14 protein-coding genes are annotated in these 15,648 nt (G+C 67.4%); 7 read left to right on the plus strand and 7 right to left on the minus strand.

The genetic code is table 11. From position 1 onward, the window contains the following. Nucleotides 1-42: 42 nt before the first annotated feature. The 5 genes from metH to TSH20_RS26540 form a co-directional block, all read right to left on the minus strand. A complete protein-coding gene (gene metH, locus TSH20_RS26520) occupies nt 43-3,534 on the minus strand; it encodes a methionine synthase (protein WP_109155508.1) in 3,492 nt (1,163 codons plus the stop codon). A gap of 51 nt (nt 3,535-3,585) precedes the next feature. After that, complete coding sequence (locus tag TSH20_RS26525) at nt 3,586-4,059, minus strand: DUF29 domain-containing protein (protein ID WP_247871098.1); 474 nt, start codon at nt 4,057-4,059, stop codon at nt 3,586-3,588. Nucleotides 4,060-4,063: 4 nt separating this feature from the next. Further along, nucleotides 4,064-4,537 (minus strand): DUF29 domain-containing protein, encoded by a 474-nt coding sequence (locus TSH20_RS26530; RefSeq protein WP_109155510.1) that lies wholly within the window; start codon nt 4,535-4,537, stop codon nt 4,064-4,066. 75 nt (nt 4,538-4,612) lie between these two features. Beyond that, the gene (gene metF, locus TSH20_RS26535) at nt 4,613-5,518 is read right to left on the minus strand and encodes a methylenetetrahydrofolate reductase [NAD(P)H] (RefSeq protein WP_109155511.1); all 906 of its coding nucleotides are present in this window, start codon (nt 5,516-5,518) and stop codon (nt 4,613-4,615) included. Then, nucleotides 5,515-6,510: a metalloregulator ArsR/SmtB family transcription factor gene (locus TSH20_RS26540; protein WP_109155512.1), complete on the minus strand. Its 996-nt coding sequence runs from the start codon at nt 6,508-6,510 to the stop codon at nt 5,515-5,517. The genes metF and TSH20_RS26540 overlap by 4 nt, the downstream gene beginning before the upstream one ends. A gap of 468 nt (nt 6,511-6,978) precedes the next feature. Between TSH20_RS26540 and TSH20_RS26545 the strand changes: the two genes are divergently transcribed. The 6 genes from TSH20_RS26545 (at nt 6,979) to TSH20_RS26565 (ending at nt 12,201) form a co-directional block, all read left to right on the plus strand. Further along, nucleotides 6,979-7,764 carry a VacJ family lipoprotein gene (locus tag TSH20_RS26545; RefSeq protein WP_109155513.1) on the plus strand — a complete coding sequence of 262 codons (786 nt, stop codon included), beginning with the start codon at nt 6,979-6,981 and terminating at the stop codon, nt 7,762-7,764. Between the two features lie 162 nt (nt 7,765-7,926). Further along, nucleotides 7,927-8,601 carry an ABC transporter substrate-binding protein gene (locus tag TSH20_RS26550; protein ID WP_247871099.1) on the plus strand — a complete coding sequence of 225 codons (675 nt, stop codon included), beginning with the start codon at nt 7,927-7,929 and terminating at the stop codon, nt 8,599-8,601. 193 nt (nt 8,602-8,794) lie between these two features. After that, complete coding sequence (locus tag TSH20_RS26555) at nt 8,795-10,291, plus strand: pentapeptide repeat-containing protein (RefSeq protein WP_109155514.1); 1,497 nt, start codon at nt 8,795-8,797, stop codon at nt 10,289-10,291. Nucleotides 10,292-10,449: 158 nt separating this feature from the next. Next, a complete protein-coding gene (locus TSH20_RS35095) occupies nt 10,450-10,590 on the plus strand; it encodes a hypothetical protein (protein WP_158282065.1) in 141 nt (46 codons plus the stop codon). Nucleotides 10,591-10,609: 19 nt separating this feature from the next. Then, nucleotides 10,610-11,074 (plus strand): YsnF/AvaK domain-containing protein, encoded by a 465-nt coding sequence (locus tag TSH20_RS26560; protein WP_109153274.1) that lies wholly within the window; start codon nt 10,610-10,612, stop codon nt 11,072-11,074. Between the two features lie 5 nt (nt 11,075-11,079). Continuing rightward, nucleotides 11,080-12,201 carry a YsnF/AvaK domain-containing protein gene (locus TSH20_RS26565; protein ID WP_109155515.1) on the plus strand — a complete coding sequence of 374 codons (1,122 nt, stop codon included), beginning with the start codon at nt 11,080-11,082 and terminating at the stop codon, nt 12,199-12,201. Nucleotides 12,202-12,280: 79 nt separating this feature from the next. Here TSH20_RS26565 and ettA read toward each other — a convergent pair whose 3' ends face one another. Continuing rightward, a complete protein-coding gene (gene ettA / locus TSH20_RS26570; protein WP_109155516.1) occupies nt 12,281-13,957 on the minus strand; it encodes an energy-dependent translational throttle protein EttA in 1,677 nt (558 codons plus the stop codon). Nucleotides 13,958-14,134: 177 nt separating this feature from the next. Here ettA and TSH20_RS26575 point away from each other — a divergent pair, with 177 nt between their 5' ends. Next, the gene (locus TSH20_RS26575; RefSeq protein WP_199231854.1) at nt 14,135-14,599 is read left to right on the plus strand and encodes a YaiI/YqxD family protein; all 465 of its coding nucleotides are present in this window, start codon (nt 14,135-14,137) and stop codon (nt 14,597-14,599) included. Between the two features lie 192 nt (nt 14,600-14,791). On the opposite strand, the gene TSH20_RS26580 is transcribed toward TSH20_RS26575, so the two are convergent. Further along, nucleotides 14,792-15,648: FAD-linked oxidase C-terminal domain-containing protein (locus tag TSH20_RS26580; protein ID WP_282183587.1), on the minus strand; the 857-nt coding region annotated here is incomplete at its 5' end.

The following is a 15,648-nucleotide window of genomic DNA, read 5'->3' on the forward strand; positions in this document are numbered from 1 at the left end:
CACGGAACGGGCGGCGGAGGATCATCCCTCAGGCAGCGGGCATCAGACAGAGAAGTACTTGGCCCGCGGGTGGTGCAGGACGATGGCGGAGGTGCTCTGTTCCGGATGCAGCTGGTCCTCGTCCGACATCTCGATGCCGATGCGGCAGGCGTCCAGCAGCTTCAGAAGCTGCTCCTGGTCCTTCAGGTTCGGGCAGGCCGGATATCCGAAGCTGTAGCGGCTGCCGCGATAGGATTGCTGCAGCAGCTTCTCCTTGTCGCGGCTGTCCTCGGCGCCATAGCCCAGCTCCGCACGGATGCGGGCGTGGACATATTCCGCCATCGCCTCGGTCATCTCCACCGACAGGCCGTGCAGGTAGAGATAGTCCTGATAGCGGTTCTCGGCGAACCACTCGCGCGCCACCTCGGCGCAATGCTGGCCCATGGTGACGACCTGCAGGCCGATGACGTCACGCTCCGGATCGGTCACGTCGCGCAGGAAGTCGGCGATGCACTCGCCATCCTCCTTGGCCTGGCGCGGCAGCGAGAAGCGCGCGGCCTCGGTCGTGCCGTCCTCTTCGAACAGGATGACGTCGTTGCCGTCGGCCGCCGCCTTCCAATAGCCGTAGACGGCGGTCGGGCGCAGGATTTCCTCCTTCGCCGCGATCTGGAGGATGCGGTCGAGCACCGGCCGCAGCTCCTTCTTCGACCACTCCTTGAACTCCTCGAAGGATTTGCCGTCCTTCCGGTAGCCCCATTGCAGCTGATAGAGCATCCGCTCGTTCAGGTAGGTGACCAGCGTCTTCAGCGGCACATGGTCGATCAGTTTCGGCCCCCAGAAGGGCGGGGTCGGCACCGGCACGCCCTCGGCGAGCCGATGGCGGCGGGCACGGACGGCGTCCTTGTCCACCGGGCCGGTGGCGGCGCTGGTGGCCTGCCCCAGCACGCGGCGGCGGTTGGTCGCCTTGCCGGCGCGCTTGGCCTGCTGGATGGCGAGCTGCTGGTCGAAGCTGCCCTCCACCACCTTGTCCATCAGGGTCAGACCGTCGAAGGCGTCACCGGCGTAAGCGACGCGGCCGGAGCCGTAGGACGCCACGCAGTCGCCCTCGACATAGGCGCGGGTCAGCGCCGCACCGCCGAGCAGGACCGGCACCTCCAGCCCCTCGCGGGTCATCTCCTCCAGGTTCTCGCGCATCACCACGGTGGACTTCACCAGCAGGCCGGACATGCCGATGGCGGTCGCCTTGTGCTCCTTGGCGGCCTGGATGATGGCGGTGACCGGCTGCTTGATGCCGAGGTTGACGACCTTGTAGCCGTTGTTGGTCAGGATGATGTCGACGAGGTTCTTGCCGATGTCGTGGACGTCGCCCTTCACGGTGGCGAGAACCAGCGTGCCCTTCTGCTGGCCCTCCACCTTCTCCATGTGCGGCTCCAGCCACGCCACGGCGGCCTTCATCGTCTCCGCCGACTGGAGAACGAAGGGAAGCTGCATCTTGCCGGCGCCGAACAGTTCGCCGACCACCTTCATGCCGTCGAGCAGGTAGGTGTTGATGATCTCCAGCGGCGGGTGGGTCTTCATCGCCTCCGCCAAATCATCCTCCAGGCCGGTGCGGTCGCCGTCGACGATGCGCTCCTTCAGCCGGTCCTCGACATTCTCAGCCCGCGCCTTCTTCTTGGCGTCGGCGGCCTTCCGGCCCTCGAACAGGGCGATGAAGGCGTGCAGCGGATCGTACCCTTCCGCCCGCCGGTCGAAGATCAGGTCCTCGGCGGTCTTGACCTCGTTTTCCGGGATCTGGTGCAGCGGCAGGATCTTGGAGACGTGGACGATGGCGCCCGTCATGCCCTTCTTGACCGCATGGTCGAGGAAGACCGAGTTCAGCACATGGCGCGCCGCCGCGTTCAGGCCGAACGAGACGTTGGACAGGCCCAGGATGATCTGGCAGCCGGGCATCTCGCGGGCGATCGCCTCGATGCCTTCCAGCGTCCAGATGGCGAGCTTGCGGTCGTCCTCGTTGCCGGTGGCGATGGTAAAGGTCAGCGGGTCGAACAGCAGGTCGGACGGGGCGAGGCCATACTCGTTCACCGCCAGATCGTAGAGCCGCTTGGCGATGGCGAGCTTGCGGTCCGGCGTCTTCGCCATGCCCTCTTCGTCGATGGTCAGCGCGATGACGGCGGCGCCGAACTTCTTGGCCAGCGCCAGACGCTTGCGCGCCGGCTCCTCGCCATCCTCGAAGTTGATGGAGTTGAGGATCGCCTTGCCGCCATACAGCGCCAGCGCCTGCTCCAGCACGCCGTATTCGGTGGAATCGACCACCAACGGCGCCGTGACCGAGCCGACGAAGCGCGACATCACCGCGTTCATCTCCGCCACCTCGTCACGGCCGACGAAGGCGGTGCAGACGTCGAGCGCGTGGCTGCCTTCCTTCACCTGCTCGCGCGCCATCTCGACGCAGCCGTCCCAGTCGTTCTTCTCCTGCAGCTCGCGCCACTTCTTGGAGCCGTTGGCATTGCAGCGTTCGCCGATGGCGAAAAACGCGTTCTCCTGGCGCAGCGTGACCTGACTGTAGAGCGAGGCCACCGCCGGCACCCAATGGACGGTGCGGCCTTTCGGCGCCGGGCGGTGCGAGCCGGCCGGGGCCAGCTTGCGCAGCATCTGGTTCGCCGCGGCGATGTGCGGGACGTTGGTGCCGCAGCAGCCGCCGACGAGGTTGACCCCGTCCTCCGACACGAAGCGCTCCAGCCAGTGGGCGAAGTCGTCGGCACGCAGCGGGTAGTGCGTCTTGCCGTCCACCAGTTCGGGCAGGCCGGCATTCGGCTGGACCGAGATCAGGCCCGGCCAGTTCTGCGACAGCCAGCGCACATGCTCGCTCATCTCCAGCGGGCCGGTCGCGCAGTTCAGGCCCATCAGCGGCACGTCCAGCGCCTGGATGACGGTGGCCGCCGCGGCGATGTCGGTGCCGACCAGCAGCGTGCCGGTGGTCTCGACGGTGACCTGAACGAAGACGGGGGTGTCGGACTTGGCCTCGGCCCGCGCGCGCTTGATGCCGTTGACGGCGGCCTTGATCTGCAGGGGATCCTGGCAGGTCTCCACCAGAATGGCGTCGGCCCCGCCGGCGATCAGGCCGGCGGCCTGGACATAGAAGCTGTCCTCAGCCGGCTGATAGGCGATGTGCCCCAGGCTGGGCAGCTTGGTGCCCGGCCCGATCGAGCCGATGACGAAGCGCGGCTGGCCGTCCTTGAAGCTTTCTGCCGCCTCGCGCGCCAGTTCGACGGCGCGCTGGTTGATCTCGAAAGCCTTCTCGGAGATGCCGAACTCACCCAGCGTCACCGGCGAGGCGCCGAAGGTGTCGGTCTCCACCATGTCGGCGCCGGCTTCGAAATAGCCGCGATGGATGTCGCGGACGATGTCCGGGCGCGACAGGGGCAGGATGTCGGTGCAGTTCTCGTGCCCCCAGTAATCCTTCTCGACGTCGAGGTCGAGCGCCTGGATGCGGCTGCCGAACCCGCCGTCACAAAGCAGAACGCGGTCACGCAGGGTGTCGAGGATGTGGGCCATGGGAATGCGTCTTGTCCGTTATTTGGCGGGTTCAGAGCAGAAGCAGTGTGGTCAGGTGAGGCCGTGGCGGTTGGTGGGCCACCAGCCGGTGTCGAGAAGCTGTTCCAGCGAATAGGGGCAGTCGGCAGGCATCAGATCGGCAGACAGCCTGTCCTGCTCCAGCCCTTCGGCCGCATAGTCGCGACCGCGCCGATAAGCCTTGGTGAGGTCGATCTTGCCGCGCAGGCTGGGGCTGTCCTCCAGGCCGTCGATTGCCTGGTCGCGCTGCTCGCGGACGGTACGGCGCCAGTTGCCACGCGGTTCGCCTGCGGGCGAGTATTCCAGTTTCAGCAGATGTTCGATCACACGGACCAGCGCGCTTTCGACCGCGCGCAATTCCGATCGGCCCATGCTCTCGATCTCCTCCGCGACATTCTCCCAGTCGATGGGCGTGTTGATGCGCTCGCGCGACGCCTCACGAAGCAGGCGCGCCTGCTCCTCGGTCCAGGCGAGGAAGTCGGTGTCGTATCCGATCCGGCTGTCCATGTCGTCAGCCCTCCAGCCCATGCCGGTTCACCGGCCACCAGTCGGGATTGCGCAGATCCTCCAGAGCGTAGGGGCACTCCTTCGGCAGCGCGTCGATGGCGATGCTGTCGTCCTGGCAGGCGTCGTCGCGGCCGTCGAGCCACGCCTTCTCCAGGATTTCGGCGGGCCAGCGCTGCAGGCTTGGATGCTCCTCCAACTTGTCCTGCAGATGGCGACGGGCCTTGGTCGCGGAGATCCGCCACTTCCGGCGTGGATAGGGATCGGGCGACTGCTCCAGCTTCAGGAGATGCTCGATCACCGTGGCCAGATGGCTGCGGATCGCGTCCTTGACCTGACCGCCCATGATGTCGAGCTCCTCGGCGATGTGCTCCCAATCAATGGGCGAGTTGGAGCGTTCAGTCGCCGCTTCGCGCAGCAGCCTCGCCTGTTCCTGGGTCCAGGCGTAGAAGTCCGTGTCGTACCCGATCCGGCTGTCCATGGCATCGCCCTCCCGCGCCCCGTTCAGCTGCCCAGTTCCGCCGCCCCAGCGTAGCATAGGGCCGCGTCCGGCGCCCTACCCCGCCACCGCCGCCGCGGCGGGCACGGCCTTCGCCTTGACGCCCAGCATGCGACAGATGGCGATGGTCAGGTCCGACCGGTTCAGCGTGTAGAAATGGAAGTCATTCACGCCCTGGGCCTGCAACGCCTGACACTGCTCGGCGGCCACGGTCGCGGCGACGAGCTGGCGGGTTTCCGGGTCGTCGTCCAGGCCCTCGAAGGTCTCGGCCAGCTTCTTCGGCATCGACGCGCCGCACTTGCCGGCGAACTCCACCGCGCGGGCGAAGTTGGTGATCGGCAGGATGCCGGGGACGATCGGCACATGGATGCCGGCGGCAGCACAGCGGTCGAGGAAGCGGAAATAGGCGTCGTTGTCGAAGAAGAACTGGGTGATGGCACGGGTGGCGCCGGCATCAACCTTGCGCTTCAGGTTGTCGAGGTCGAACTGGGCGCTCGGCGCCTCCGGATGGGATTCCGGATAGGCGGCGACCGAGATCTCGAAATCGGCGATGCGCTTCATCCCCGCGACCAGATCGGCGGCATAGGCATAGCCGCCGGGGAACGGCTCGTACCGGCCGCCGACGCCGCCGGCGGTCTCCGGCGGGTCACCGCGCAGCGCCACCAGATGACGGATGCCGGCGTCCCAATAGGTGCGGGCGATCGCGTCGATCTCGTCGCGGGTGGCGCCGACGCAGGTGAAGTGGGCGGCGGCCGGGATGCCGGTTTCCGCCTGGATGCGGCAGACGGTGGCATGGGTGCGTTCGCGGGTAGAGCCGCCGGCGCCGTAGGTCACCGACACGAAGCTGGGCGAGAGCGGGGCCAGCCGCCGGATCGACTGCCACAGGCTCTGCTCCATCTTCTCCGACTTGGGCGGGAAGAACTCGAAGCTGATGGAGGGCAGCGCAGAGGTGGGCGCGGTCATGACGGAACTCCGCTGAGCGAGTGGGCTGGCTTTTGGACTTGCGGGGAAGGAATTTGCGCGCCGGCCGCAATACGGGTGGCCGGCCAGATCGAAACGGTGAGGGGGTCGCCCGGCAGATGCACCACCGGGCCGCAATCCAGGCCCGACTGGCGGCACCAGCCGGCGACCTCGGCGTCCGAGAAGCCCAGGCGGCGGTGCGCATGCTCCTCGCGCAGGGCTTCCAGATGATGGGGGGCGAAATCGACGACCAGCAGCAGGCCGCCGGGGCGCAGGACCCGCGCCGCCTCGGCCAGGACGCCGGCCGGCGATTCGGTATAATGCAGCACCTGATGGATCACAGCGGCGTCGAAGGAGCCGGACGGAAACGGCAGCTGGTACATGTCGGCCTGCCGGACATGGCAGTGGCGCAGGCCCGCCTCCTCCAGCCGGTTGCGGGCGACGGCCAGCATCTCGCGCGACTGGTCTACCCCGATCGCGCGATGGACGCGCCCGGCCAGCACCTCCAGCATTCTTCCGGTGCCGGTGCCGATATCCAGCAGTTCCTCCACCCCCTCTTCCGGGAACAGGCGCAGCAGGGCGGCCTCGACCTCGCCTTCCGCAACGTGAAGGGAACGGATTTCGTGCCAGCGCGCGGCATTCTCACGGAAATAGGCGGCGGCGGTCTCCGACCGGGCGCGCTTGATGGCGTCCAGCCGCTCCAGATCCAGGATCAGGGTGGGATCGTCGGCGGGGATGGCGGCGACCAGCACCCGCGCCAGTTCGGCCGACTGCCCCTTCTCGGCGAGGCGGTAGAAGGCGAAGGTGCCCTCGCGGAAGCGGTCGAGCAGTCCGGCATCGCACAGAAGCTTCAGATGGCGCGAGACGCGCGGCTGGCTCTGGCCCAGGATCTGGGTCAGCTCCGTCACCGTCAGTTCGCCATGCGCGCAGAGCGCGAGCAGCCTGAGCCGGGTCGTTTCGGCCGCCGCCTTCAGCGTCGCAAGCAGATCGTCCATCGCCTCACGTCCGATTCGGGCCAGGGGGAGGGCCGGAGAGGGTGGTGGCCGGCCGGTGCACCATGCCCGGCCGCTCCGGATACAGATATAAAGATATCTTTATGCGTCGTAAACCGCTTTTCGCGAACGGCGGCGGCAATGGCCGCGAAACGGCCTCGCCGGGCCGCTTTCACTGCGCAGTTCCGCGGTCCGAGCCGACCCTGCGCAAGCTTTACCGGGGTTCTGCGGCAAAGCCGCCACAATCGTTGCACCGTTCCGGAGGGCGGGCCCGCGCATGCTGGTCAAAGGGCCAAGCCTGTGTTAGGTCAGGAAACGGTGGAAATTCTGCGATATCTCGCCCAATCTTCCCCCCGACCGCGTAGCCACCTTGCCAAGGTTGAGGACTTCGGACATCGGAGTCTTCGGTTGTGGACAGGACATGCGACGCCCCGCACCTGAGTCGAGCCCACAGATAAAGAGCCGTCGCACATGAAGCTGGCCAGCCTTTCCCGCTCCCTCCTCCGTACGGCCACCGTCCTGGCCTTCGCCCTGACGGCCACCGCCTGCGCGACCAATCCGGGCGACTCGGGTGCTTCGGATGCGGCCTACCGGGTCAGCGATCCGCTGGAAATCCCCAACCGCTTCGTCTTCGCCGCCAACGAGGCGGCCGACGTCCTGGTGATCCGCCCGGCGGCGGAGGTCTATGTGGGTGTCGTGCCCGATCCGGTTCGCGAGGCGGTCCACAACTTCATCGACAACCTGATGGCGCCGCTCTACATCGCCAACAACCTGCTGCAGGGCAATGTCGAAGGGGCATCGAACGCCACCGGCCGCTTCCTGACCAACACCATCCTTGGCGTGGGCGGTCTCGCCGACGTCGCCAGCGAGGCGGGCATCCCGCACGCGCCGGAGGATTTCGGCCAGACCTTGGCGGTGTGGGGCGTCGGCGACGGCCCGTATCTGGTCCTGCCGCTGCTCGGACCGTCGAACCTGCGCGACACCGCCGGCTATGCCGTCGACACCGTCGGCGACCCGATCCGCATCTGGGCCTATGGCACCGACCACAAGGGCATCTATATGACCCGCGGTATCGTCAGCGCCGTCGACCGCCGGTCGGAGGTGCTGAAGGAGATCGACGACCTGCGCCGCAACTCGCTGGACTTCTACGCCACCGTGCGCAGCCTGTACCAGCAGCAGCGCCGGGCGGCGATCAACAACAACAAGGCGGATACGACGCCGGAATTCCCGGATTTCACCACGCCGCCGAAGCCCTGAGCACCTCATCGATGCCATGGCCGCGCCGGAGGCCGCACCGGAATTGCCGCACCCTGCCCATCGGGTTGGGAGCGGCCATCCGGCGGTGTCCGATCCGGCGGGCGTGGACCGAGACCCGGTCGGGACCGTCCCAAAAGCGTTCAGATGCCGCCCAAAGGCCAGATGACCGTTGACAAAGTCGCCGCAACAGCCACCTTTCGCCCCATCATGCTGACACGCCGCCAGTTTGTCGCGTCCGCTGCCCTGCTCGCGGTGAGCGGTTGGGCCGGGCACTCTCTCATCTCTCCCGCCGCAGCGCAGAGCGCGGACCAGGGGGCAGCCTCGTTCATCCAGAAACTGGGGAACGACGCCATCGCAACCTTCTCGGACAAGAGCCTGTCGCGCGATCAGGCGATCCAGCGCTTCCGCAAGCTGCTGTACGCCGGCTTCGACGTGCCGTACATCGGGCGCTGGGTGCTGGGCCGCTACTGGAACAGCGCCAACGAGGCGCAGCGGACCGAGTACCAGAAGCTGTTCGAACAGCTGATCGTCAACACCTATGCCGAGCGTTTCGTCGAATATTCGGGCGAGACCTTCAAGATCACCGGCGTCACCCCGGCCGGTGAATCGGACAGCATGGTGACGACGCAGATCGTCCGCCCCAACGGCCCGCCGGTGAATGTCAGCTGGCGTGTCCGCAAGGTCGGCGCCGATTACAAGATCATCGACGTGGTGGTGGAGAATGTCAGCATGGGCGTGACCCAGCGGCAGGAATTCGCCTCCGTCATCGAACAGAATGGCGGCCGCGTCGACGGCCTGATCCAGGCGTTGCGCCAGAAGGTCGGCCGCACCGGCTGACAGCCGGGCGGCCAGGCAGACAACAATCCGCAAAAGGCCGCTTTCCCGACGGGAAGCGGCCTTTTCCTTGTTCGGATTGCCGGTGCTGCCATTGGCCGGCCGTTCAGAAACCGTGACGCGCCTGCCCGAACGGGCTATCGTTGCCCCGACGCTGCTGTCTTTCGTCATACGGTGGATCCGGGAACCCGACGCCATGGCCGAACGCGATCCGAAAGAGATCGACGAACTCCGGACGATCATCCAGGCGCATCAGGCGTGGCTGAAGCGTCCGTCCAGCGGCCGGCGCGCCGACCTCAGCTTCCGCGACCTGTCGCGGCTGAACCTGGAGCGCGTGTCGCTGGCCGGCGCCAAGCTGGCCGGGGCCAATCTCAGCAACACCCGCATGGTGAAGGCAGACCTGTCGCAGGCCGATCTGTTCGGCGCCGACATGGAGGCGGTGAACCTGACCGGCGCCATCCTGACCGGCGCCGATCTGCGCGGCGCCAACCTGCACCGTGCGCTGCTGACCGACGCCAACCTGCGCGGCGCCGATTTCCGCGCGGGCGAACTGGTGGACAGCGGCGGAACGGACGGCAGCCCGACGGCCCGCGGCACCGGGACCACCCGACTGACCGAAGCGAAGATGGAACGGTCGATCCTGGCCGGCGCCAACTTCTCCGGCTGCGACCTGACCGGTGCCGACCTGAACGATGCCGACCTGACCGGGGCGGAGTTGACCTCGGCCGTGCTGATGGGCACCGATTTCTGCGGCGCCAACCTGGACGGGGCCGTGTTCGGCAACACGGTGATGGACCACGCCACCCTGACCCGCACCTTCATCCCCTTCGCCCTGCCCCCCGACGCCATCGTCCGGCCCAGCTACACCGCGATGCCGGTCGCCGAGTTCCTGGAATTGGTGGAGCGGCACGAGCGCTGGGTCGACAGCGGCGGCGCGGAGGGGGCGCGGCTCGACCTCGACCTCGTGTCGGTGGCCGGGGCCGACCTGCATGGGCGGACGCTGGCGGCGGCCCGGCTGCGCCGCTGCCGCCTGCCCGGCGCCCGCCTGACCAAGGCCAGCCTGGAAATGGCCGAGCTGTCCTATATCGATCTGGACGAGGCCGACCTGCGCGACGCCGTGCTGCGCGGAGCCACTCTGCGCCGCGCCTATCTGGCGCACACGCTGATGAATGGTGTGGACGCCAGACCGGTGCCGCTGGCCGGCGGCCGCGACTGGCCGGCCAATTTCGAAGGCGCCGACTTCTCGGACTCCGACCTGCGCGACTCCACCATGGGGCCGGCGGTGGTGCGGGGCGCCGTGTTCAAGAACGCGCTGACCGACCGGTCCGGCATCGACATGCCCGGCGCGTCCAGCCCCTTCCCCCCTCCCCCACCGGAAGAGCGGCGGCGGCAGAAGCGCTTCGTCCGGCCCGGCATGGTCGTCCACACCGACCATGGCAGCTTCCCGGCCCGCAACTGGTCGGTGGGGGGCTTGTGCCTGCTGGCGGTCAACCAGCCCTACCAGCGCGGCCAGACCTTCCAGGCCCGCGTCGTTCTGGCCGACCGGCAGGAGGTGGCCGCCGTCGCCAATCTGGTCGTCCTGCATCGCGACGAGGAGCGCGGCCAGCTGTCCGTCCGCTTCCACCAGTATGGCGACGACCTGAAGGCGCTGCTGAAGACCGCTTTCCTTGAACACCAGAAGATGGCCGGCTGAGGCCGGCAGTCATTCCGCTGCCCGCTGAATCATTCGAAAACACAGGATCGTTGATTCTCCGAAACGAACAGGGGGAACGATCCAAAGGACCTCCTGTTTGAAGGGAGCACGCCGGATGGGAGCAAGAGCCCGCCGGTCGACACCCGAAGGAGGCTCCCATGGCAGACGAACAGAAGCCCAGGAAAGTTGGTGTGTATGACGGCTCCGACGGCGGGGCCGGCAGTTCGGGCATGAACTGGATGTGGATCATCATCGGCCTGATCGTGGTCGCGATCGTCCTCTATCTCCTGTTCCGCTGACCCGGCAGCACCCGCCGCCATGACGGCCGACAACGGACCGCCCCTCGCCCGGAGCGCCGACAAAGGCGATGGCGAAGGCGATGCGGTCATTCCCCTGCACGACGAGTCGGTGACCGTCGGCAAGCAGCGGGTGGAACGAAGCCGCGTCCGCGTCACCACGCGCGTTTCCGAACGCGAAGAGATGGTCCGCGAAGCGCTGGAGCATGAAGAGGCCACGGTCACCCGCGTGCCCATCGATCGCGAGATCGACGCCCATCCCGGCATCCGCCAGGAAGGGGACGTGACGGTGATCCCGCTGGTCGAGGAAGTGCTGGTGGTGGAACGCCGCCTGATCCTCCGCGAAGAACTGCACATCCGCAAATCCCGGCGCACCGTCGAAGTCGAGCAGCCCGTCACCCTGCGTTCCGAAGAGGCGGTGGTGGAGCGGGTCACAGCCCCGACCGCACCCGTCCGGTCCCCCAATCAGAACATGTCTGAGGAGTAAAGCCGATGACCAAGACCATCGTCGCCCTCTACGACCACCGATCCGACGCCGAAACCGCCTCGCGCGACCTGCAGGCCGCCGGTTTCGAGTCCAGCGCCATCGAAATCCTGTCGCACGGCGACCTGATCGGCGGCGGCTGGAGCGGCGGGACGTCCGCGACCGGAACCGGTATGGGCACCACCACCGGCGACGCGTCGCTGGGCGCGGCCAGCGGCATGGCCCGCACCGACCTGTCCACCGGCTATGTCGCCTCGCCCAACACAGTGCCGGGCAGCGGCATCGGGACCGGCACGACGGCGACGGGGACCGCGGGCTACACGGGCTCCACGACCGGCACCGGTTCGGGGGGCATGCTGACCCGCCTCGCCGGCTGGGGAGTCCCGAACCGGGATGCGGAGGTCTATGCCGAAGGCGTCCGCCGCGGCGGCTCGCTGCTGAAGGTCCGGTTGGACGAGGACGATGTCGACCGCGCCATGGAGGTGCTGGAGCGCGGCAATGTGGTGGATGTCGAGGAACGCGGTAGCGCCTATCGCGAGTCCGGCTGGACCGGCTACGACGAGACCGCCGACTATTATGACGACCGCTCGGCGGAAGAGGAGCGGCTGCGCTATTCGCCGGGCCGCACCACCACCGAAGGGACCGGCCTGACCGGCGCCGCGGCGGCCATGCGCGACGTGAACACCGAACGCACCCGCAGCGGCACGTCCGAACGCGAGGAGCAGATCCCGGTCGTCGAGGAGCAGGTCAATATCGGCAAGCGCACCGTCGAGCGCGGTGGCGTCCGCGTCCGCAGCTATGTCGTCGAGACGCCGGTCGAGGAGCAGGTGCGCCTGCGTGACGAGACGGTCACCGTCGAGCGCCGCCCCGGCGGCATGGTGGAGGGCAGCACCGAGGTTCCGGCCGACGCCTTCCGCGAACGCACCATCGAGGTGACGGAGACCGACGAGGAAGCGGTGGTCAGCAAGACCGCCCATGTCCGCGAGACGGTCGTTGTCCGCAAGGATGTCGAGGAGCGCGCCCAGAGCGTCCGCGACACCGTCCGCCGCACCGAGGTCGAAATCGAGGATACGCGGGACGAGAACCTGCGCGACCGCCGCACCGACCGGTCGGACGACGTCACCCGCTGACCGGACTTACCGTTCGCGGACATGAAAATGGCCGCCCCTTCCAGCCGGAGGGGGCGGCCTTTTCCGTCAGCCTACAGGATCAGCTGCGGACCAGCGGCTTGTACTTGATGCGGTGCGGCTGGTCGGCGTCGGCGCCCAGGCGGCGCTTCTTGTCGGCCTCGTAATCCTGGAAGTTGCCTTCGAACCATTCGACGTGGCTTTCGCCCTCGAAGGCCAGGATGTGGGTGGCGATGCGATCGAGGAACCAGCGATCGTGGCTGATGACCACGGCGCAGCCGGCGAAGGCCTGCAGCGCGTCTTCCAGCGCCCGCAGCGTATCGACGTCCAGGTCGTTGGTCGGTTCGTCGAGCAGCAGGACGTTGGCGCCGGACTTCAGCATCTTGGCGAGGTGGACGCGGTTGCGCTCACCGCCCGACAGCTGGCCGACCTTCTTCTGCTGGTCGGGACCGCGGAAGTTGAAGCTGGAGACATAGGCGCGGCTGGGCATGGTCTTCTTACCAAGCTCGACCAGATCCAGCCCGTCGGAGATTTCCTCCCACACCGTCTTCTTGGCGTCCAGGCTGTCGCGGCTCTGGTCGACATAGCCCAGCTTCACCGTGTCGCCGACGCGGAAGGTGCCGGCGTCCGGCCCGTCCTGCCCGGTGATCATGCGGAACAGCGTGGTCTTGCCGGCGCCGTTCGGGCCGATGACGCCGACGATGCCGCCCGGCGGCAGCCGGAAGGACAGGCCGTCGATCAGCAGGCGGTCGCCGAAGCCCTTGGCGATGTTCTCCGCCTCGATGACGACGTTGCCCAGGCGCGGCGGCACCGGGATGACGATCCGCGTCTCGCCGCCCTGCTCCTTGGCGCTTTCGGCAAGCAGCGTCTCGTAGGCGGTGATACGCGCCTTGCTCTTGGCCTGACGGGCGCGCGGGGACTGCCGGATCCACTCCAGTTCGGTGGCCAGCTGCTTCTGCCGGGCTTCCTCCTGGCGGCCTTCCTGCTCCAGGCGCTTCTGCTTCTGCTCCAGCCAGGACGAGTAGTTGCCTTCCCACGGAATGCCCGACCCGCGGTCGAGTTCGAGGATCCAGCCGGTGACGCTGTCCAGGAAGTAGCGGTCGTGGGTGACCAGCACGACGGTGCCCTTGTAGTCCTCCAGGTGCTTCTGCAGCCAGGCGACCGATTCGGCGTCGAGATGGTTGGTCGGCTCGTCGAGCAGCAGCAGGTCGGGCTTTTCCAGCAGCAGCTTGCAGAGCGCCACGCGGCGGCGCTCACCGCCCGACAGCTTGGTCACGTCGGCGTCACCCGGCGGGCAACGCAGGGCGTCCATGGCGATCTCGACCGTGCGGTCGATGTCCCAGGCGTCGGCCGCGTCGATCTTCTCCTGCAGCTCGCCCTGTTCGGCCAGCAGCGCATCGAAATCGGCGTCCGGATCGGCCATCAGGTTCGACACTTCGTTGAAGCGGTCGAGCAGCGCCTTCGTCTCCTTCAGCGCCTCCATGACGTTTTCCTGGACGTTCTTGGTCGGGTCCAGCTGCGGCTCCTGCGAGAGGTAGCCGACCTTGGCGCCCTCGGCCGCCCAGGCCTCGCCGGAGTAGTCCTTGTCCAGACCGGCCATGATCTTCATCAGGGTCGACTTACCGGCGCCGTTGACGCCGAGCACGCCGATCTTCACACCCGGCAGGAACGACAGCCAGATGTTGTCGAGAACCTTCTTGCCGCCAGGATAGACCTTGCTCAGGCCCTTCATGACATAGACATACTGGTAGGACGCCATGCGCCGCTCCGACCTTCCGAAAAGATGTGAGAATTGGCGCCGCCCATTCCTTGCGGTTCTACGGCACCCTGTCGCTAGGGTCCGGTTTTAGCGCATAAGGAGCTTGCATGAAACCTTGTTGAGCCGACTCGCGGGGATCGGGCGGCAACAGGAGGAAGAGGATTGGTCAGTTCCAAAGTGGAAATCTACGTCGATGCCGACGCCTGCCCGGTCAAGGCCGAGATTTACAAGGTCGCCGGCCGCACCGGCTGCAAGGTGTGGATCGTCGCCAACGCGCCCTTGCGCCTGCCGACGGAGTGCATGGCGGAGCTGGTGGTGGTCAGCGACGGCTTCGACGCCGCCGACAACTGGATCGCCGAACAGGCCGGCCCGACCGACATCGTGGTGACCGCCGACATCCAGCTCGCCGACCGTTGCGTGAAGCGCAACGCGGTGGTGATCGGCCCGACCGGGCGCCCCTTCACACCGGACAGCGTCGGCTCGGCGCTCGCCACCCGCGCGCTGATGCAGGATTTGCGCGACATGGGCGTGGTCGGCGGCGGCAACGCTCCGATGAGCCAGCGCGACAAGTCGCAGTTCCTGCAGACGCTGGACCAGGCGGTGCAGGCGCTGAAGGCGGGGCGCCGGCCGAAGTTCCGGTGAGAGCTGACGCAACGGTTGCCCCCACCTAACCTCCCCCGCTGGGCGGGGGAGGGACTGCCGCCACTTTTCCGAACAAGCACTTGCCCCCTCCCCCGCCCAGCTCTCGCACAAAGCTTCGCTTTGTGCTGACGCGGCAGGCGGACCGTAGGTCCGCTGAGAGCGGGGGAGGGTTGGGGTGGGGGCAATCCGCCCCTACACCCGAACCACCTTGCCCGGATTCAGCAGATTGTCCGGATCGAAGGCGCGCTTCAGGTCGCCCATGACGTTGAACGCTTCGCCGGTCTCCTGTTCCAGGAACGCCATCTTGCCGTAACCGATGCCGTGTTCGCCGGTGCAGGTGCCGCCCATCTCCAGCGCGCGGGTCACCATCTTGTCGGCAAGGCGCTGGGCCTCGGCCAACTCGGCCGGGTTCTCCGGGTCGAGGACATAGACGAGGTGGAAGTTGCCGTCGCCGACATGGCCGACCATCGGGGCCAGCATGTTGGACTCGGCCAGATCCTGCTTGGTCTCCAGGATGCAGTCGGCCAGACGCGAGATCGGCACGCACACGTCAGTCGGCCAGCCCTTCGACCCTGGACGCAGCGCGAGTGCGGCGTAGTAGGCGTCGTGCCGGGCCTGCCAGAGCTTGCTGCGGTCTTCCGGCCGGGTGGCCCAGGCGAACTCCATGCCGCCATGTTCCTGCGCGATGGCGGCGACCATCTCCGCCTGCTCCTTCACGCCGGCCTCGGTGCCATGGAATTCGAAGAACAGGGTCGGGGCGACCGCGTAGTCGAGCTTGGAGTATTTGTTGACGGCGTCGATCTGCACCTCGTCCAACAGTTCGATGCGGGCGACCGGAACGCCGACCTGGATGGTCTGGATCACCGTGTCGACCGCGCCCTTGATGGTCTGGAAGGCGCAGACGGCCGACGAGATGGCTTCCGGGATGCCGTAGAGCTTCAGCGTCACCTCGGTGATGATGCCGAGCGTGCCTTCGGAGCCGACGAACAGGCGGGTCAGGTCGTAGCCGGCCGCCGATTTGCGCGCCCGCCCGCCGGTCTTGATGACGC

The sequence above is a fragment of the Azospirillum sp. TSH20 genome, from assembly GCF_003115935.1.
GTDB lineage: Bacteria > Pseudomonadota > Alphaproteobacteria > Azospirillales > Azospirillaceae > Azospirillum.